We start from the raw sequence: 19251 nt of genomic DNA, 5'->3' as shown, positions 1-19251 counted from the left end.
CGCATGACCGCTGACAGCAATCCCGCTCTGCTCGACACCGAGGGCCCCCTGGGCCCCGGGGCCGACGGCGACCCGGCGAAGGCCGGGCCGGCGTCGGCCCGCGGGCCGCGCGCCCGCAACACCCGCGCCTACCTCCTCTATGTGGCGGGCAAGCTCGGCGGCGCGATCGTGTCGCTCTTCGCCGTGCTCGTCACCAGCTTCTTCCTCTTCCGGCTCATCCCCGGTGACCCCGTCAAGCAGATGACGGGCGGCAAGCGCGTCTCGGCCGAGCAACTGGCCGCGATGCGCAAGGAGTTCGGCCTCGACAAGCCGGTCATGGCCCAGTTCTGGGACTACACCGGAAACGTCCTGAGCGGCGACTTCGGCACGTCGTACCAGTTCCACGCCCCCGTGATGGACAAGATCACGAACGCGCTGCCCGCGACGCTGCTGCTCACCGGAACGGCGTACGTCCTCTACACGCTCATCGGCATCTGGCTGGGCACGCGGACCGCCTGGCGCAACGGAAAGCTCGGCGACCGCTTCAACACCGGGCTCGCCCTGACGCTGTACTCGGTGCCGTCGTTCTGGCTGGGCCTGCTCCTGATCATCACCTTCTCGGTGGGCATCGGGCCGATTCCCGGGATGTTCCCCACCGGTGGCCTGGAGTCCGGGGGCGAGACCGGCTTCGCGTACGTCCTCGATGTCGCGCACCACATGGTGCTTCCGGTCATCACGCTGGTCGCCGTCGGGTACGCGCAGACCCTGCTCGTCATGCGCTCCTCGCTCCTCGACGAGATGGGCAGCGACTATCTGACGACCGCGCGCGCCAAGGGGCTGCGGGACGATCTGGTACGGCGGCGGCACGCCGTCCCCAACGCCATGCTGCCGACGGTGACGCTGATGTTCGTCAACCTCGGCACGGTGGTCGCGGGCGCGATCCTCGTCGAGACCGTCTTCTCGTGGCCGGGCCTCGGCGGGCTCTTCTACCAGGCGCTGAGCGTGCCCGACCTGCCGCTGGTGCAGGGGCTGTTCTTCGTCTTCTCCGTCGCGGTGATCCTGATGAACACCCTGGCCGACGTGATCTATCCGCTGCTCGATCCCCGGGTGGGCCGATGACGACCGAATCCGCACCGACCACACCGACGACCCCGGCCACCCCGCCTACCGCGCCGGAGGCCAAGAGCGCCCGCTCGCTGGCCTGGACGCGGCGCCGGCACTCCGCCGTCCGCTTCTGGCGCGCGTACCGCACGCACCGCGCCGGGCTCGTCGGCCTCGCCGTGCTGGTCGTGATCGCCCTCGCCGCGGTCTTCGCTCCGCTGCTGGTGGGCTCCGACGCGCAGAGCGTGACCGGCGCGCCGGGCGATCCGATGGAGTCGCCGAGCGCGGAGTTCCCGCTCGGCACCGACCAGTTCGGGCGCGACCTGCTGGGCCTGCTCGTGTGGGGCGCGCGCATGTCGCTGACCGTCGGGCTGCTCGCCGCCGTGCTCTCGGTGGCCATCGGCACGCTCGTCGGGATCACCGCCGGGCACTTCAAGGGCTGGTACGCCACCGTGATCATGCGGATCACCGACTGGTTCCTGGTGATGCCGACGCTGGTGCTCGCCATCGCGCTCGCCGCGGTGATGTCCGGCACGATCTGGACGATCATCCTGGCGATCGGCGTGACGACCTGGCCGACCACGGCGCGGCTGGTCCGCGCGCAGACCCTCGCGGTGGAGTCCCGCCCGTACATCGAGCGCGCCCAGGCCCTCGGCGGCGGCCACGGCCACATCATGACGCGGCACGTGCTGCCCAACGTCATGCCGCTGGTCCTCGCGCAGACCACGCTGGTCATCTCCGGCGCCATCCTCACCGAGGCGACGCTCGCCTTCCTGGGCCTCGGCGATCCGACCAGCGTCTCCTGGGGCGGCCTGCTGCAGGACGCCCGCGAGGCGGGCGCGGTCAGCGCCGGGCACTGGTGGTACCTCGCGCCGCCCGGTCTGGCCATCGCGATCGTGGCGCTGGCGTTCACGCTGTGCGGCCGCGCCGTGGAATCCGTGCTCAACCCCAGGCTGGGGGCCACCCGTTGAAGGACGTCCAGAAGACCGGCGTACAGAAGACCGGCGTACAGAAGACCGACGCGCAGAGGACCGGCGTACGGAAGGCGGGCGAGCGGAAGACCGAAGCGCCGGCGACCGACGTACGCGAGGACGGAGTGCCGGCCGTCGAGCGGCACCGCCTCCTCGACGTGCGGGACCTGGAGGTGACGTACGCGAACGGCGCCGCCGCCGTGCGCGGCGTGAACCTGCACGTGGACGCGGGCCACAAGCTCGGCGTCGCCGGCGAGTCCGGCTGCGGCAAGTCCACGCTGGCACTGGCCCTGCTGCGCCTGCTGCCGGCCGGCACCAAGGTGTCCGGCGAGATCCTGCTGGACGGCGAGGATGTCCTCACCATGAAGTGGGGCCAGGTCCGCGCGGTGCGCTGGGCGGGCGCCTCGATCGTCTTCCAGGGCGCGATGCACTCGCTGAACGCCGTGCACCGCATCGGCGACCAGATCGCCGAGCCGATCCTGCTGCACAAGAAGGCGACGCAGGCGGGCGCCCGGCAGAAGGTGGGCGAGCTCCTCGAACAGGTGGGGCTGCCCGCCGCCCGCGCGCAGGCGTATCCGCACGAGCTGTCCGGCGGGCAGCGGCAGCGCGTGATGATCGCGATGGCGCTGGCCTGCGGCCCCCGCCTGATCATCGCCGACGAGCCGACCACCGCGCTCGACGTGATGATCCAGGCCCAGATCCTGCGACTGATCGAACAGTTGGTGGGCGAGCAGGACCTCGGCCTGATGATGATCAGCCACGACCTCGCAGTGCTCTCCGACACCTGCGACCGGCTCGCGGTGATGTACGCGGGCCGCGTCGTCGAGGAGGGACCGGCCACCGAGGTGTACGAGAACGCCCGCCACCCGTACGGCAGGGCGCTGTCGGCCGCCTTCCCGCGCATCGGCGACGCGGCGTCGCGGTTCGCCCCGCGCGGTCTGCCCGGCGATCCGCCCGACCCGTCCGACCTGCCGACGGGCTGCACGTTCCACCTCCGGTGCCCGGTGGCCCTGGACACCTGCGCCACGGAGGACCAGGCCCTGCGGGACGCGGGGCCGCAGCACCGGGCGGCGTGCGTCCACGCGGGCGCGCCGCTGCCGGCCCAGCCCACGTCGGCGCCCGCGACGGCGGAGCGCAAAGGGTGACGGGGAGCCCTCCGGTCTTCCGGAGCCTTCGCCACCCCCTGAGCCCCCGGCGCCTCCATCACCTCCATCACCTCCATCGCCTTCGGAGCCCTCGGCCCCCCGTGAAGAGGAACCGCGCATGACCGCACAACCGGACACGATCCGCACGGAGGCCGACCGCGGGCCGCTGCCCCTGCTGTCCGCCGCCGACCTGCACATCGCCTTCCCCGGCCGGCGCGGCGCGCCGACCGCGCGGGCGGTGGACGGCGTCGACCTCGACATCAAGGGCGGCGAGATCGTCGCCCTCGTCGGCGAGTCGGGGTGCGGCAAGACGACGCTGGCCCGTTCGCTGCTCGGGCTCGTGCCGCCGACGTCCGGCAAGGTCACGTTCGGCGGTGAGCCCCTGAACTACTCGGGGCGCGCCCTGAAGGCGTACCGCAAGCGGGTGCAGCTGGTCCTGCAGGATCCGAGCGGCTCGCTCAATCCCCGGCACACGGTGTACGACGCCGTGGCGGAGGGGCTGCGCATCCATGGGTACGCGGGTGACGAGCGGGCGGCGGTCGCGGAGGCGCTCTCGCGGGCCGGGCTGCGGCCGCCGGAGCGGTTCTTCCTGCGCTACCCGCACGAGCTGTCCGGGGGCCAGCGGCAGCGCGTCGTCATCGCGGGCGCGCTGGTCCTGGAACCCGAACTCATCGTCGCCGACGAGCCGGTGGCGTCGCTGGACGCGTCGGTACGGGGCGAGATCCTGGCCCTGCTCCTTCGGCTCCGCGACGAACTGGGGCTCTCCGCGCTGGTGGTGACGCACGACCTGGGGCTCGCGTGGAACATCGCGGACCGGGTGGCGGTGATGTATCTGGGCCGGATCGTGGAGACGGGAACGGTGGAGGAGGTCCTGACGGCGCCTCAGCACCCCTACACGCAGGCGCTGTTGTCGGTCCTGCCCGAGGCACCCGGCGAGCCGGTCGTCCTCACCGGCGAACCGCCGGACCCGTCCCGCATCCCGGGGGGCTGCCGCTTCCATGTGCGCTGCCAGGTGCTCGCCTCGGGCGAGGCGGAACGAGCGGGCGTGGCGGCCCGCTGCCGCGGGGAGGACTTGCCGGTCCTGGCGGGGGGCGACGCGACGCAGGTGGCTTGCCATTGGGCTGCGGCGACTTCTGGCGGGGGCGCCTTCACGGGTGGGGCGCCTTAAGGGGGGCGGGGTGTCGGTTGGCCGGCGGCTGCGGGTGCGCGGTGGTTGCTCGCGCAGTTCCCCGCGCCCCTGAAGCGGGTACCGGTTCGTCGACGACTGCGAGCGCGTCGTGGTTGCTCGCGCAGTTCCCCGCGCCCCTAAGACGGCGGGGCTGCGCCCCGGCCGCCACCACGGATGCGGGGTATCGGTTCATCGGCGGCTGCGGGCGCGCCGTGGCTGCTCGCGCAGTTCCCCGCGCCCCTGAAGCAGGGGCTGCGCCCCGCTTCCCCATGACGCGCGGGACCGAAGGGGTGCGGGAAACCACGCGACACCCCGAGCGAACCCGCCACAACCAACGACGAGCGCAACCGACGACGACCCAGGGGCGCGGGGAACTGCGCAACAAGCCCCCACCGGCCCGCAGCAACCAACGGCGGGCGGAACCATCGACGACCTAGGGGCGCGGGGAACTGCGCGACAAACCCCCACCGGCCCGCAGCAGAGCCAACGGCGGGCGGGACCTACGGCGGGCCCAGGGGCGCGGGGAACTGCGCAACGCACCCCCCGCCGGCCCCCACACCCCACCGACGGAGGACTACCCCCCGGCCCCCTCCACCAGCGCCCGACACCGCTTCACGTCATCCGCGATGGCGACCAACAACGCCTCGACGGAGTCGAACTTCGCCTGCCCCCGCACGAAGGCGAGAAAGTCGACGGCGACATGCAATCCGTACAGGTCAAGCCCGACGCGATCGATCGCGTACGCCTCGACCGTCCGCTCCGTCCCGTCGAACTGCGGATTCGTGCCCACGGAAATCGCCGCCGGCATCACCTCACCATCCGCGTGCAGCCACCCCGCGTAGACGCCGTCCGCAGGAATCGCGGTGTGCGGCAACGTCTCCACGTTGGCCGTGGGGAACCCCAGCTCACGCCCCCGCTGCGCACCCCGTACGACGATGCCCTCGACACGGTGCGGGCGCCCGAGGATCTCCGCCGCCCCCGTCATGTCGCCCTCGGCGATCAGCCGCCGCGTCAGGGTGGACGAGAAGGGCTCACCGCCGCCGGCCTCGCCGCGGACGTACAGGTCGATGACGTCGACCTCGTAGTCGTACGTCCGCCCCTGCTCGGTCAGGAAGGCGACGTCGCCCGCGGCCTTGTGGCCGAAGCGGAAGTTGGGGCCCTCGACGACCACGCGCGCGTGCAGCTTGTCGACGAGGACCTTGACCACGAAGTCGGCGGGCGACAGCTTCGAGAACTCGGTGGTGAACGGCAGGATCAGCAGCGCGTCCACACCCAGCTCGGCCATCAGCTCGGCGCGCCGGTGGTGCGGGGCGAGCAGCGGCGGGTGGCTGCCGGGGCGGACGACCTCGCTGGGGTGCGGGTCGAAGGTGACGACGACCGCGGGCACGCCGAGCTCACGGGCGCGCTCCACCGCACGGCCGATGATCAGCTGGTGACCGCGGTGCACGCCGTCGTAGGAACCGATGGTGACGACGCTGCGCCCCCAGTCCTGGGGGATGTCCTCCAAGCCACGCCAGCGCTGCACTTCTTTGCTCCTCGCCGAACCCGTATACGTCACGTACTTCTGTACGTTCCCCTTGCCGATTACGCAGGACTAAGACTGCCATGCCGACGGGTCACGGCTCGCACCGGAGCAAGTGGCGGGGGTCACTCCCGACCGGCCCGCCGGCCGGCCCTGCGCGGGGATGCGGACGCCGCCCGCGAGGGCCTCGATGGTGCGGCCGGCGCTCGGGCCGACCAGCGCGGCCCAGGCGTCCGGTGCGGCGCCGAGCCACGCGATGACCCGCGCGGCGAAGCCGGGACAGTCGCGCGCCGCCTCGACCAGACACCGGTCGAAGCGGGTGGCCCCTTCCGGGGTGCGGACCAGCAACTGCCCGATGCGGTGCACGCGCGCGTGGGTACGGTCCTCGCCGTACTCCCCCGCGGCGCGCGCCACCGCCCGCAGGGCGCTCTCCAGGACGTCCGGGTCCCGCTCCTGGCCGAGCAGTACGTCGAACAGCTCGCCCCGCAGGCCGCGCGAGGCGGGGGTGCCGGGCGCGGCGAGCACGGGCGCGAGCGCGGCCCGCACCCGCGCGGGACGGCTGCGCAGCACCCCCGTGACGAGCGGGAAGAGCGCAGAGCGCACGGCGGGACCGTGGTCGAGCAGCCGGTCGACGTACGCGGCCGCCACCCCGGCCGCCTCGGGACGCCTCTCCAGGAGATCGTGGACGAGGGCGGCCACGCGGTGGACGAGGGCGGGCGTGGTCACGTCGGCGAGGGCGCACAGGATCTCGTCGCTCACCGGCCCTGGCACGTGCAGCAGCCGGGTACGGAAGGCGTCGAGCACGGGCTCGGGATGGCTGGCCAGCGCGGCGGCGGGGGCGGTCGCGGGCAGCAGGGGATCGCCGGCGGCGAAGCGCGACAGGGCGTGGGGCAGGTGCCGGGAACGGGTCCGCGGATCGTGCACGAGGAGCGCGAGGGCGGCGCCGTGCAGGCTGTCGTCGGCCTGGGCGAGCAGCGCGAAGGCGGCGTGGCGCAGGAGGTCGCGGGCGGGCCCGTCGTCGGCGTACGGGGCGACACGCGGCCCGTACAGGGCAGCCGCGAACCGCCGACAGCCCCGCTCATCACGGGCCCACCGAGCCACGGCCCGACAAACGGCAGACGGCTCCTCCTCAACAAGCGCAGCAAGCAGCTCATCGGCACGGGCGGCGATGCGGGTGTGCGAGGGGGTGGAGGGGTCGCTCAGGGGGGCGGCGGCGGTACGGGGGTTCGCACGCCCGGCACGGGGGTCGACGCGGTCGGCTGGGGCGCCCGCGCAGGCGGAGGCACGTGCTTTGGCCGGTTCGACCGAGGGCTCGATGCAAGCGTCGCCTCGACCAGTCACCGCATCGGTGCCGGCGGCGGAACGGGAGCCGGTACGGACGTCTACGCGATCGGCCGGGGCGTCCGCGCAGGTGGAGACGGGTGCATCGGCCCGTTCGGCCGAGAGCTCGACACGGACGCCGTCTCGGCCCGGCACGGCACCGGTGCGGACGACGGCGAAGCGGGATCCGGTACGGATATCTACGCGGTCGGCCGGGGCGTCGGAGCGGGCGTCCGGGCCCCCGGCGCGGGGTTCTGCACCGACGGCCGGGTTCCCCTCGCGCATGCCGGCACGGTCGGCAACCGTGTCGGCGCGGTCGACCGAGGCATCGGCACAGGAGTCGGCGGGCACGCGCCGGGCATGGTCGGCCAGCGCATCTGCTAGGGCATCCGCCCGCGCCTCGGCCGAGCCGCGCGACGTGTCCCCGCGACTGGCCTCGACGCCACCCTCCGTACCGCCGTCCAAGACACCGGCGCCCACGCCCCCTGCCCGAACGCCACCCTCCACACCGTCGGCCAAGGCATCGGCACCGGCACCCGCCTCGGCTCGCTCCGCCGGGAACCCTCCATCCGTACCGTCGCCCAAGACACCGGCACCAGCATCCACGCCCCCCACCGGGAAGCCGCCCCCCACACCGCCATCCAAAGCACCGGCACCGGCCCCCGCCTCAACTCGCCCCGCCGGGAAGCCGGCGCGGATGTCGGCGTCGTCTGCGAGGGCACCCGGCGGGACGCGGCCCGGCACGTCTGCGCACGTCCCCGCCCGGCCCGCCGGGACGCCCGCGCCCTCACCCAACGCCGCGCCGCAGGCGCCCCCGCAGGCGCCCCCGCAATCGACCAACGTCTCCATGAGGTTGTCGATCGCACGGTGCCGATGCGTGTGGAGCAGCGCCTGGGCCGCGGAGGCGACCGTCGCGTGCGGCGCGGCCGCCAGCGCGCGTTCGTCGGCGAACCAGCGCACGAGGTGCGGTTGTACGGCCACGGGGTCGGCGGCCAGCAGGTCCGCCACCGCGTCCAGGCACCGCCCCGCCGCCCCCGGCGGCCCGTCCCGCACCACGAGCCGCCGCAACAGCGCGAACCGGTCGGCCTCCCCCAGCGGCAGCCGTAACCAGAAGGAGGCCCCGAACTCCCCCCGCTCGGCGAGGGGTTCGAGCACCGCGAGGTACGGCGACGCGTCGGGGACGCGCAGCAGCACCCCCTCCAACAACCGCCCGGCCCACCACCCGGCGTCCCCCGCCTCACCAGCCTCAGCCCCCATCCCCGCGCCCCCCGCGCATTCCCCCAACGCGTCCGCCAGCTCCAGCAACCTCGACGCCAACTCCGCCGCTCCCCGCTGGCGCCCCAGCAGCAGCAAGGCCTGGATCACCGGGCCGATGCGGTGCCGGGGCACCGGAAGCGGGCGCCGCGCCGTCGGCGTGAGGTCGCCCCGGTCCGGCACCGAGGCGGGCCGCGCCACCGCACCGGGACGATGCCGGTGGACCAGGGACATCAGCGCCCCGTCCACGTCCAGATGCATCCCCTGCAGCCAGTCCGCCGGCTCCTCGTGCGCGAAGCGGTACCCCGTCCCGGCCGGCACGAGCAGCCCCTCCGTGAGCACCGCCGACGCCCACCCCGTGCACCCGGAGAACTCCATCCCGCTCCGTTCGGCCACCGGCGCGCCCCATGGGAAGACCTCTTCGAACGCGGCCGTGTCCAGGCCGCCCTGCCCCGGCCCCAGGCACCGTCGCGCCGCCTCGTGGACCTGCCCCGAGACCACCGCCGCGAGCCGTCGCACCGCGCTCCCGCGCCGCCCGTTCGCCGCCGCGAGCCGTACCGCGATCCGCAGGCAGAGCAGGTCCAGATGGGCCCCGAAGATCTCGTCCCGGTCCGGTGTCCCCGCTGGCGGTGTGCCCGGCGGCGGCACGTCCGGTGGCGGTGCGTCCGGCAGCGCGGCCCGCACCTCGCCGAGCAGCCGCAGCGCCAGCGGATGCCTGGCGTCGGCGTCGGACAGCGCGCCCTCCGGGATGCCGTACCGCGTCCGGGCCCGGCGCGCCTGCGGCTCGGGCAGCCCTCCCAGGCGTACGCACCCGGGTAGCCCCGCCCCGTCCCCCGCCGCGTGCAGCGACCCCGCGTCGAAGTGCGCCCCGGCCTGCTCCCAGTACTCCGCCCGGCACGCCACCACCAGCCGCGCCCCCGTCTCCCGCAGCCAGCCCTCCGTGCCCTCGCTCCACCGCGCGAGGCGGTGCGCGAGCGCGGGCGGCATCTCCTCGGGGCCGTCGAGCAGCAGGAGCAGGGGCCGCCCCGCATCCCGCACGAGCCGCGCCACCCGGTCCGCCGAGACGTCCCCGAGACCCGCCCCGGGGCCCTCCCCTAGACCGTCCCCGAGGCCCTCCGCGGGCGCCTCCCCCGCCGCTTCGAGGATCCGCCCGGCGCGCTCAAGCGCCCGCTCCACCGCGTCGGCCACGGACCCGTCCGTGCCGCACAGGTCGGCGCCGCGCAGCCACAGCGTGGGCGCGGGCTCGGCGCCCCTGGCGCGGCGCCCGGCGAGCGCGGCCAGCTCCGTGGTGCGCCCGGTTCCGGGGTCGCCGACCAGGCCGAGGACCCGCGCTGGCCCCGCCGTGAAGGCGGCGAACTCGGCCGTGACGTCGGGCCGTTCGACCGGTTCGTGGAGCGGCGCCGGCGGGCCGTCGCACCCCGACGACGTGGCCGTCAGGTGCAGCGCGCCCGCGAGATTGAGGTCCCTGCCGTACGCGGGGACGGTCGCCGCGTTGCGCGCGAGGAGGGCGGCGAGCGGGCCCGCCGGGTCGGCGGCGGCCGCGTCCCGCAGCGCCACCGCGTAGCCCGCGGGGCGGTGGGTGCACGGGTCCTGGCCGGGCGGCGCGGGCTCGGGGCGCTGGGGCAGCAGCGCCGTCCCGAGGACGGCCACCACCGCACCGGACACGGCGTCCACCACCGGCCCGCCCGCGGCCCCGCCCCCGAGCCGCAGCGCGTCCGCGCCGTCCGTGCCGATCGCCAGCTCCAGGGCCGCGCCGACCAGATGGAAGCGGTCCGTCGCCGTGTACGTCACCGCCGCGGAGCCAAGGACGCGCGCCTCACGCCAGCCGCACGCGTCGATCCGCACGTACGAACCCCTCGGCACGGCGTCCCGCACGGTGACGGGGAGCGGCCGCAGCCCCAGTCCCTCGGTGCGGATCAGCGCGAGCCCGGCGTCGGGCAGTGCCACCACGTCGGCGGCGTGCACCACACAGGTGCGCTCGCCCGGCGCGTGCAGGACGACGCGGGCCAGGCCGTCGACCGCCTCGTGGCTGGTGATGATCGTGCCGTGCTCGTCGGCGGCGAACCCCGCGCCCCGCGGGCGCCCGGCGAGATCGTGTATCCGCACCACGGACCGGACGGGAGCCGGGACCGAGGGGCCGCTTCGGCCCCCTGCGTCCCCCGCGCCCCCGGACCGCGGGCCGCGTCCCGCCATGCTCGAACCTCCCCGCCATGCCCCGTTTCCACGACCGTAGGTCGGGGGTGATCAGTGGGAAAGATCGAGGCGCGAACGCGCCCCCTTGCGACCCCTCGGTTCACTCCGAGCGCCTGCCTGAAGGGGTGAATGAGGGCGTGCCGGTGGATACATCTCTCAGTGGGGGGATCGTGGAGCGGCGGACCTGTGTCCGCCGCTCCGCAACGAAGAGGCCCCACCGAGGCCTACCGAGGCCCGATCAAGGCCCTACTCGCGCATCACGCGAAGACGGCCAGGCTCTTGGCCTTGCCCCGTGACTCCTCCGCCAGGACCAGGAAGCGGCCCTCCGGATCGAAGACGGCGACGGCGCCGGCACCCGCGTACTCCTCGGGCATGTCGATCCGCACGCCGTTGAGCAGCAGCCGGCCGCGCTTGTCGTCCACGTCCCAGCGCGGGAAGGCCCGGCCCGCGGCCTCGGCCACCGGCATCACCGTCAGCTCCTCCTGGAGCTGGTCGAGGGTCTTCGCCGCGTCCAGCTTGTACGGGCCGACGCGGGTGCGCCGCAGCGCGGTCAGATGGCCGCCCACCCCGAGGTCGGCGCCGAGGTCGCGGGCGAGCGCCCTGATGTACGTGCCCGAGGAGCAGACGACCGAGACGACCAGGTCGAGGACGGGCGTGCCGTCCTCGGCGACGGCGTCGCGGACGTCGTACACCGTGAAGGCGGAGATCTTCACCGGCCGGGCCGGGATCTCGAACTCCTCGCCCTTGCGGGCGCGCGCGTACGACCGCTTGCCGTCGATCTTGATGGCGCTGACCTTCGACGGCACCTGCATGATGTCGCCGGAGAGCTTGGCGATGCCGGCGTCGACGTCCGCACGGGCCACCTTGGAGGCGTCGGTGGACGAGGTGATCTCGCCCTCGGCGTCGTCGGTGATCGTGTTCTGGCCGAGCCGGATGGTCCCCAGGTACTCCTTCTCGGTCAGCGCGAGGTGGCCGAGGAGCTTGGTGGCGCGCTCGACGCCGAGGACCAGGACGCCCGTCGCCATCGGGTCGAGGGTGCCCGCGTGGCCGACGCGGCGGGTCCTGGCGATCCCGCGCATCTTGGCCACGACGTCGTGCGAAGTGAAGCCGGACGGCTTGTCGACGATGACAAGGCCGTCCGGCGTTGTGGTGCTGCTCTTGCTCATGCTCGGGCGTCGCCGTCCGTCTCGTCGGCGTCGTCGTCCTCGGGCTTGCGGTACGGGTCCGCGCCACCCGCGAACTCGGCGCCCGCGGAGACCTCCCGGACCTTCTCGTCGGACATCCGTGCCTTGTCGAGCAGGTCCTCGATGGCCCGCGCGTTGTCCGGCAGGGCGTCCGCGACGAAGGCCAGCGTCGGCGTGAACTTCACGCCCGCGGCCTGGCCGACCGCCGAGCGCAGGACGCCCTTGGCGCTCTCCAGGCCCGCGGCCGCGGCCGCGCGGTCCTCGTCGTCGCCGTAGACCGTGTAGAAGACCGTGGCCTCCCGCAGGTCACCGGTCACCCGGGTGTCCGTGATGGTCACGTGCGTGCCGAGCCGCGGGTCCTTGATCCCGCGCTGCAGCTTCTGCGCAACCACCTCTCGGATGAGGTCCGCCAGCCTTTTCGCCCGCGCGTTGTCGGCCACTGCTCCGTCTCCCTTATCCCCGGGCATTCCCTGGGCTTGTCTTGCTGTTCAATCATCGTCGCCGTGCAGCCGCCGTCGTACCGACAGCAGCTCCACTTCGGGCCGGGCGGCGACGAGGCGCTCGCACCGGTCCAGTACGTCCGTGAGATGGCCCCAGTCGCCCGACACCACCGCGAGGCCCACTTCGGCCCTGCGGTGCAGGTTCTGATCGCCCACCTCCGCCGCGCTCACCGCGAACTTGCGCTGGAGCTCGGCGACGATCGGGCGGACGACGGAGCGTTTCTCCTTCAGCGAATGTACGTCGCCGAGGAGCAGATCGAAGGACAGAGTCCCCACATACATGTGTGTCCGGATGTCCCGCCGGTACGGGTTCGAGGCCCCGCCGACCACTCGGCGGGGACACCAGAACCGTACACGGAACGGCCGGGGCCGATCGACGGGATTTTCCCCGTCGACCGGCCCCGACACTGACCACGCGGATCAGGCTGTCCTCGGACAGTCGATCAGCCGCGCGGCTTCTCGCGCATCTCGTACGTCGCGATGACGTCGTCGATCTTGATGTCGTTGAAGTTGCCGAGGTTGATACCGCCCTCGAACCCTTCGCGGATCTCGGTGACGTCGTCCTTGAAGCGGCGCAGACCCTCGATGTTGAGGCTCTCTGCGATGACCTTGCCGTCGCGGAGCAGTCGGGCCTTGGTGTTGCGCTTGACCTCGCCGGAACGGATGAGCACACCCGCGATGTTGCCGAGCTTGGACGAGCGGAAGACCTCGCGGATCTCCGCGGTGCCGAGCTCGACCTCCTCGTACTCCGGCTTGAGCATGCCCTTGAGGGCCGCCTCGATCTCCTCGATGGCCTGGTAGATCACCGAGTAGTAGCGGACGTCGACGCCCTCGCGCTCCGCCATCTGCGCGGCACGGCCGGCCGCACGGACGTTGAAGCCGATGACGATGGCGTCGGAGCCCATCGCCAGGTCGATGTCGGACTCGGTGACCGCACCCACACCGCGGTGCAGGACGCGGATGTCGACCTCTTCGCCGACGTCGAGCTGGAGCAGCGAGGACTCGAGAGCCTCCACCGAACCGGACGCGTCGCCCTTGATGATGATGTTGAGGTCCTGGACCAGGCCCGCCTTGAGCACCTGGTCGAGGTCCTCGAGGGACACCCGGCGGGTGCGCTTGGCGAACGCGGCGTTGCGCTCACGGGCCGCACGCTTCTCGGCGATCTGACGCGCCGTACGGTCCTCGTCGACCACCAGGAAGTTGTCGCCGGCACCCGGCACGTTGGTGAGACCGAGCACGAGGACGGGGGTCGACGGGGTCGCCTCCTCCACGTTCTCGCCCTTGTCGTCGAGCATCGCGCGGACTCGGCCGTACGCGTCACCGGCGACCATCGTGTCGCCGACGCGGAGGGTACCGCGCTGGACGAGGACGGTCGCGACGGCGCCGCGGCCCTTGTCGAGGTGGGCCTCGATCGCGATGCCCTGCGCGTCCTGCTCCGGGTTGGCCCGCAGGTCGAGCGAGGCGTCCGCGGTCAGGACCACGGCCTCGAGCAGCTGCTCGATGTTGACGCCCTGGCGCGCGGAGATGTCGACGAACATCGTGTCGCCGCCGTACTCCTCGGCCACCAGACCGAACTCGGTGAGCTGACCGCGCACCTTGGTCGGGTCGGCACCCTCGACGTCGATCTTGTTGACCGCGACCACGATCGGCACGTCGGCCGCCTTGGCGTGGTTCAGCGCCTCGATCGTCTGCGGCATCACACCGTCGTTCGCCGCGACCACGAGGATCGCGATGTCGGTGGACTTCGCACCACGGGCACGCATGGCGGTGAACGCCTCGTGACCGGGGGTGTCGATGAAGGTGATGGCGCGCTCTTCGCCGTTGACCTCGGTCGCGACCTGGTAGGCACCGATGTGCTGGGTGATGCCACCGGCCTCGCCCGCGACGACGTTCGTCTTGCGGATGGCGTCGAGGAGGCGGGTCTTGCCGTGGTCGACGTGACCCATGACGGTCACGACCGGCGGACGGGAGACGAGCGCTTCCTCGCCGCCCTCGTCCTCGCCGAACTCGATGGAGAACGACTCGAGGAGCTCGCGGTCCTCCTCCTCCGGGCTGACGATCTCGAGGACGAAGTTCATCTCGTCCGCGAGGAGCTTCAGCGTCTCGTCGGAGACGGACTGCGTGGCGGTGACCATCTCACCGAGGTTCATCATCACGCCGACCAGCGAAGCCGGGTTGGCGTTGATCTTCTCGGCGAAGTCGGTCAGCGAGGCACCGCGCGACAGGCGGACGGTCTGTCCGTTGCCGCGAGGCAGCATGACGCCGCCCACCGACGGGGCCTGCATGGCCTCGTACTCCTGGCGCCTCTGCCGCTTCGACTTGCGGCCGCGACGGGCGGGCCCGCCGGGACGGCCGAACGCACCCTGCGTGCCACCACGGGCACCGGGACCGCCGGGACGGCCACCGAAGCCGGGACGACCGCCGAAGCCGCCGCCGCCACCGGGACGACCGGCACCGCCGCCACCCGGACCGCCGGGACGGCCGGCGAAGCCGCCGCCACCGCCACCGGGACGACCCGCGAAGCCGCCGCCACCAGGACGACCGCCACCGGCGCCGCCCGGACGACCGCCGCCACCGGGACCACGACCACCGCCGGGGCCACCGCCGGGGCGCGGGCCCGCGGCGGGACGCTGCGGCATCATGCCGGGGTTCGGACGGTTACCGGCGGGACCGCCGCCGGGACGCGGAGCGCCGCCCTGCGGGCGGGGCATGCCGCCCGGGGTCGGACGGGCGCCGCCCTGACCCTGCGGACGGGGAGCGCCACCGGGGCCGCCCTGACCGCCCTGCGGGCGCGGGGCGCCGCCGGGGCCACCGGGGCCGCCGCCGGGACGCGGGGCACCGCCCGGACGGGGCGCCTGCGGGCGCGCCATGCCGGTGGAGCCACCAGAGGTGAAGGGGTTGTTGCCCGGACGCGGACCCGCGGGACGGGCACCGCCCGGACGCGGGGCGCCACCCTGGCCGCCGGGGCGCGGGGCACCCTGACGGTCGCCGCGGTCACCACGGCCCTGGCCGCCCTGACCACCCTGGCCCTGACCGGGGGCCGGACGGCCACCGGGCTTCGGGGCACCCGGGCGAGCGGCCGGACGGGGGGTCTGCGGGGCCGCGGAGGCCGCCGGAGCAGCCGGGGCGGCGGGCGGAGCGGTGAACTCCGGGGCAGCGGGAGCCGGCGAGGCCGGCGCGGGCTTGGGGGCCGGCGGCTTCGGGCCGGGCGTCGGGCGCGGGCCCGGCGTGGCCGGAGAGGCCGGCTTCTCGGCCGCGGCGGGCTTGGGCGCCGGCGGCTTGGGCGCGGCCGGACCCGGACGGGCGGCCTGCGCGGGAGAGGGCGACGCCGAACCCGAGGGGGACGGCGGCTTGGGGGCGGCCTGCTTGCGCGGCGCGCCGGGCTTGGCGGCGGACTTGCCGTTGCCGCCGCCCTGCTGGAATGCGTCAGTCAGTTTGCGTACCACGGGCGCCTCGATCGTCGAGGACGCCGAACGTACGAATTCACCGAGATCTTGGAGCTTGGCCATGACGACCTTGCTCTCTACTCCGAACTCCTTGGCGAGTTCGTATACCCGGACCTTAGCCACTTCGCTCCTTTTAGGTCCGGGTTACGCCGGACCGTCGCTACTTCATGGGCGTACTCATCGCGTGCTCATCGAGTGCTCATCGCAATCTCGACCTACTTCCAACTCGCGGAATACCAAGGCCACACGGGGCTCCGTGCGACCACGTCTTACGTTGCTGCCTGCTGGATCGTCTCGACCGCTCGGCGTACCGCCTCGGTGTCGAGCGGACCCTGGGCTCGGAAGGCCCGCGGGAACGCCCGACGGCGGATCGCCTGGTCCAGACAGACCAGGGCGGGGTGTACATAGGCACCCCGGCCGGGCAGCGTACCGCTTGGATCGGGGGCGCAGGCGCCCTCTTTCGCCACGATGCGCAGCAGTTCGCTCTTGGCCGCTCGCTCCCGGCACCCCACACAGGTGCGCTCAGGGCATGCGCGGGCATGCGTCCGGCCAGACACGCTTAAGTCTACCTCCCCGCACCGACCTCACCCCTTTGGGGCAAGAATCGAACGGCTACTCGCCACATACTGTCGTGATCGCAGCGGTGGCCGCCCGGAATTTATTCCCGCGCCCGCTCCGCCGCAGGTCCGCTACTGGTCGGCCGGCTGCTCGGTGTCGGGCCGGATGTCGATGCGCCAGCCGGTGAGCCGGGCGGCGAGGCGGGCGTTCTGCCCCTCCTTGCCGATGGCGAGCGACAGCTGGTAGTCCGGCACGGTCACCCGGGCCGAGCGCGCGGCGAGGTCGACGACCTCGACCTTGCTGACGCGGGCCGGGGAGAGCGCGTGGGCGACCATGTCGGCCGGGTCGTCCGACCAGTCGACGATGTCGATCTTCTCGCCGTTGAGCTCCGCCATCACGTTGCGCACGCGGCTGCCCATCGGGCCGATGCAGGCGCCCTTGGCGTTGAGCCCCGAGCGCGTCGAACGGACCGCGATCTTGGTGCGGTGGCCGGCCTCGCGGGCGATGGCCGAGATCTCGACGGAACCGTCGGCGATCTCGGGCACCTCAAGCGCGAAGAGCTTCTTGACCAGGTTCGGGTGCGTGCGCGACAGGGTCACGGACGGGCCGCGGACGCCCTTGGCCACCCGGACCACGTACGAGCGCAGGCGCAGCCCGTGCGGGTACTCCTCGCCCGGCACCTGCTCCTGGACGGGCAGGATGGCCTCGAGCTTGCCGATGTCGACCAGCACGTTCTTCGGGTCTCGGCCCTGCTGGACCACGCCGGTGACGATGTCGCCCTCGCGCCCGGCGTACTCGCCGAGCGTCACGTCGTCCTCGGCGTCGCGCAGGCGCTGCAGGATGACCTGCTTCGCCGTGGTCGCGGCGATGCGGCCGAAGTCGGACGGGGTGTCGTCGAACTCCTTGGCCTCCTGGCCCTCTTCGAGGTCCGCAGGGTCCTCCGTCGCCCACACCGTCACGTGGCCGCTGTCGCGGTCCAGCTTGACGCGGGCGCGCCGGAAGCTTCCCTCGGTGCGGTGGTACGCGATGAGGAGGGCCGATTCGATCGCCTCGACGAGCAGGTCGAAGGAGATCTCCTTCTCCCGGACCAGACCCCGCAGGGCACTCATGTCGATGTCCACGGCTACGCCTCCTCTTCCTTCTTGTCCTTGCGGTTGAACTCGACCTGCACGCGCGCCTTGTCGATCTCGGTGAAGGCGAGGCGGCGGGACGTGGCCTTGCGGCCCTTCACGCCGGGCACCTCGAGGTCGAGCCCCTCGTCGTCCACGGTGAGGATGCGGGCGGTCAGCTCGCCGCCCTCGGTCAGCTGGAACTTCACCAGGCGGCCCACGGCGCGCAGGTAGTGACGGCGCTCGGTCAGGGCTCGCTCGGCGCCGGGGGATCCGACCTCCAGGTCGTACTCCCCCTCGCCCATGGCGTCGCTCTCGTCGAGCCGCGCGGAGAGCAGACGGCTCACTTCCGCGATCTGGTCCAGGTCCACGCCGTCGTCGGAGTCGATGACGACTCTCAGCACTCGCTTGCGTCCGACCGAGGCCACTTCGATCTCTTCGAGATCCAGGTCCTGGGAGCTGACGAGCGGTTCCAGTAGTTGCCGCAGCCTCTCGCTCTGGGTGGTGCTCATCCGGGTGACTCCTCGGCCGCGTGTGCTGTTGTGGGTGCGTTGCAAGTCTGCGTGTCAGGTCAAAGGGTATCCGGTCCGAAGGGGTGTTGCCGCCCACCGGGCGGGGGGCGGGCGCCGCTCCGGACCCGAGCCGCTCGCGGGCGCCGGGGCGGTCCGAAGGTACGGTGATCACCGGGTCCGTGCCCACCGATCTCCCTTTCCGTTCTTTTCCGTTCGTTTCCACCACTTTCTCGCTCGCGCCTTTTGGCCTTCCTTCCGAGGACGTCTGCCGTGCCGTCGTATCTCACCGCCCCGCGGTCCCGCCCGGGCCCGCGCCGAAGGAGTCTGCTCACCGGGGCCGCCGGCGTCGCGTCGGCCGCGCTGCTCGCGGGCTGCACGGACTCCGCCGAATCCGCCGACGAGCTCCCCTCCGCCGCGCGACGGGTGCGCGCGAGGGCGGCGGCGGAGAGCAAGGAACTGCTGCGCCTCTACGACGCCGTCATCGCCGCGCACCCCTCGCTCGCCGGGCGGCTCGGGCCGCTGCGTGCCGAGGTGAAGCGGCACACGGAGGCCTTCGAGGACGGCCCCGCCGAGGGCGCCTCGGCCTCCGCCTCCGGGTCGGCGTCCCCGTCCGCCTCCGCGCCCACCCCGGAACCGGCCGTGTCCCAGGACCCCCACAAGGCGGTGCGCGCCCTCGCCGACGCCGAGCGCGAGCTGGCCGACCGCCGCGGCGCCGCCCTCCTGGACGCCCCCGCCGAGCAGGGCAGGCTGCTCGCCTCGGTGGCCGCGGCGGGCGCCGCCCACGCGTATCTGCTGAGCGAGACGGAGGGTGACAAGTGAGCGACGCCGACGCCTCGAAGGACGAGGAGCTCAAGGCCCTGCAGGCGGCGCTCGGCGCCGAGCACGCCGCCGTCTACGGCTACGGCGTCGTCGGCGGCCGCATCGGCGGCAAGCGCAGGGCCGAGGCGCGCACGGCGTACGACGCCCACCGCGCCCGGCGCGACGAGCTGCAGCGCGCGGTGCGCGACCTCGGCGGCGAGCCGCAGTCCGCGGACGCGGCGTACTCGCTGCCGTTCCCGGTGCCGGACTCCGCGGCCGCCGTGCGGCTCGCCACCGAGCTGGAGGACCGGGTCGCGGGCGTCTACTCCGATCTCGTACGGGCCGCTTCGGGCGCCCGGCGGGGCAACGCGGCGCGGGCGCTGCGGGAGGCCGCGGTGCGGGCGGCACGCTGGCGGGGCGGGAGCGTAGCCTTCCCTGGGCTCGCCGAGCGGTCGACACCGTCCGCGCCGGCCACGCCCAAGGCGTAACGC

General features: G+C 73.5%; 15 protein-coding genes. 6 read left to right on the top strand and 9 right to left on the bottom strand.

The features are described from left to right. Positions 1 to 3 precede the first annotated feature (3 nt). From ACZ6CV_RS26895 to ACZ6CV_RS26880, 4 genes are all read left to right on the top strand, one after another. Complete coding sequence (locus tag ACZ6CV_RS26895; RefSeq protein WP_469253216.1) at positions 4 to 1098, top strand: ABC transporter permease; 1095 nt, start codon at positions 4 to 6, stop codon at positions 1096 to 1098. Next, a complete protein-coding gene (locus tag ACZ6CV_RS26890; RefSeq protein ID WP_469253215.1) occupies positions 1095 to 2051 on the top strand; it encodes an ABC transporter permease in 957 nt (318 codons plus the stop codon). Before ACZ6CV_RS26895 ends, ACZ6CV_RS26890 begins: the two co-directional genes overlap by 4 nt. 125 nt (positions 2052 to 2176) lie before the next feature. After that, on the top strand, positions 2177 to 3196 hold the full coding sequence (locus tag ACZ6CV_RS26885; RefSeq protein ID WP_469253243.1) for an ABC transporter ATP-binding protein: 1020 nt from the start codon (positions 2177 to 2179) through the stop codon (positions 3194 to 3196). A gap of 118 nt (positions 3197 to 3314) precedes the next feature. Next, entirely contained in the window at positions 3315 to 4364 is a 1050-nt protein-coding gene (locus tag ACZ6CV_RS26880; protein ID WP_469253214.1) for an ABC transporter ATP-binding protein, read from the top strand. Positions 4365 to 4938: 574 nt separating this feature from the next. On the opposite strand, the gene ACZ6CV_RS26875 is transcribed toward ACZ6CV_RS26880, so the two are convergent. The 9 genes from ACZ6CV_RS26875 to rimP all read right to left on the bottom strand — a co-directional run bounded on the left by ACZ6CV_RS26875 (position 4939) and on the right by rimP (position 17962). Further along, positions 4939 to 5889, bottom strand: a complete 951-nt coding sequence (locus ACZ6CV_RS26875) for a bifunctional riboflavin kinase/FAD synthetase (RefSeq protein ID WP_362374165.1) — start codon at positions 5887 to 5889, stop codon at positions 4939 to 4941. Between the two features lie 69 nt (positions 5890 to 5958). After that, positions 5959 to 10653: a hypothetical protein gene (locus ACZ6CV_RS26870; protein ID WP_469253213.1), complete on the bottom strand. Its 4695-nt coding sequence runs from the start codon at positions 10651 to 10653 to the stop codon at positions 5959 to 5961. A gap of 257 nt (positions 10654 to 10910) precedes the next feature. Further along, a complete protein-coding gene (truB, locus tag ACZ6CV_RS26865; protein ID WP_469253212.1) occupies positions 10911 to 11819 on the bottom strand; it encodes a tRNA pseudouridine(55) synthase TruB in 909 nt (302 codons plus the stop codon). After that, complete coding sequence (rbfA, locus tag ACZ6CV_RS26860; protein WP_355811904.1) at positions 11816 to 12277, bottom strand: 30S ribosome-binding factor RbfA; 462 nt, start codon at positions 12275 to 12277, stop codon at positions 11816 to 11818. Before rbfA ends, truB begins: the two co-directional genes overlap by 4 nt. Positions 12278 to 12325: 48 nt before the next feature. Next, complete coding sequence (locus ACZ6CV_RS26855) at positions 12326 to 12619, bottom strand: DUF503 domain-containing protein (RefSeq protein WP_355811901.1); 294 nt, start codon at positions 12617 to 12619, stop codon at positions 12326 to 12328. Positions 12620 to 12780: 161 nt separating this feature from the next. Next, entirely contained in the window at positions 12781 to 15906 is a 3126-nt protein-coding gene (infB, locus tag ACZ6CV_RS26850) for a translation initiation factor IF-2 (protein WP_469253211.1), read from the bottom strand. Positions 15907 to 16052: 146 nt separating this feature from the next. Further along, positions 16053 to 16340: a YlxR family protein gene (locus ACZ6CV_RS26845; RefSeq protein WP_362374156.1), complete on the bottom strand. Its 288-nt coding sequence runs from the start codon at positions 16338 to 16340 to the stop codon at positions 16053 to 16055. Positions 16341 to 16472: 132 nt separating this feature from the next. Then, positions 16473 to 17462 (bottom strand): transcription termination factor NusA, encoded by a 990-nt coding sequence (gene nusA, locus ACZ6CV_RS26840; RefSeq protein ID WP_469253210.1) that lies wholly within the window; start codon positions 17460 to 17462, stop codon positions 16473 to 16475. Positions 17463 to 17464: 2 nt separating this feature from the next. Continuing rightward, on the bottom strand, positions 17465 to 17962 hold the full coding sequence (rimP, locus tag ACZ6CV_RS26835) for a ribosome maturation factor RimP (RefSeq protein WP_469253209.1): 498 nt from the start codon (positions 17960 to 17962) through the stop codon (positions 17465 to 17467). A gap of 270 nt (positions 17963 to 18232) precedes the next feature. Between rimP and ACZ6CV_RS26830 the strand changes: the two genes are divergently transcribed. Next, positions 18233 to 18781, top strand: coding sequence for a hypothetical protein (locus tag ACZ6CV_RS26830; RefSeq protein WP_469253208.1), 549 nt, complete (start codon positions 18233 to 18235; stop codon positions 18779 to 18781). Continuing rightward, positions 18778 to 19248 carry a ferritin-like domain-containing protein gene (locus ACZ6CV_RS26825; protein ID WP_469253207.1) on the top strand — a complete coding sequence of 157 codons (471 nt, stop codon included), beginning with the start codon at positions 18778 to 18780 and terminating at the stop codon, positions 19246 to 19248. The genes ACZ6CV_RS26830 and ACZ6CV_RS26825 overlap by 4 nt, the downstream gene beginning before the upstream one ends. Positions 19249 to 19251: the final 3 nt, after the last annotated feature.

This window comes from Streptomyces sp. NPDC041713 (genome assembly GCF_055591085.1).
The sequence above is the reverse complement of the archived record's forward strand: the minus strand, read 5'-3'. Positions and strand labels throughout refer to the sequence as shown.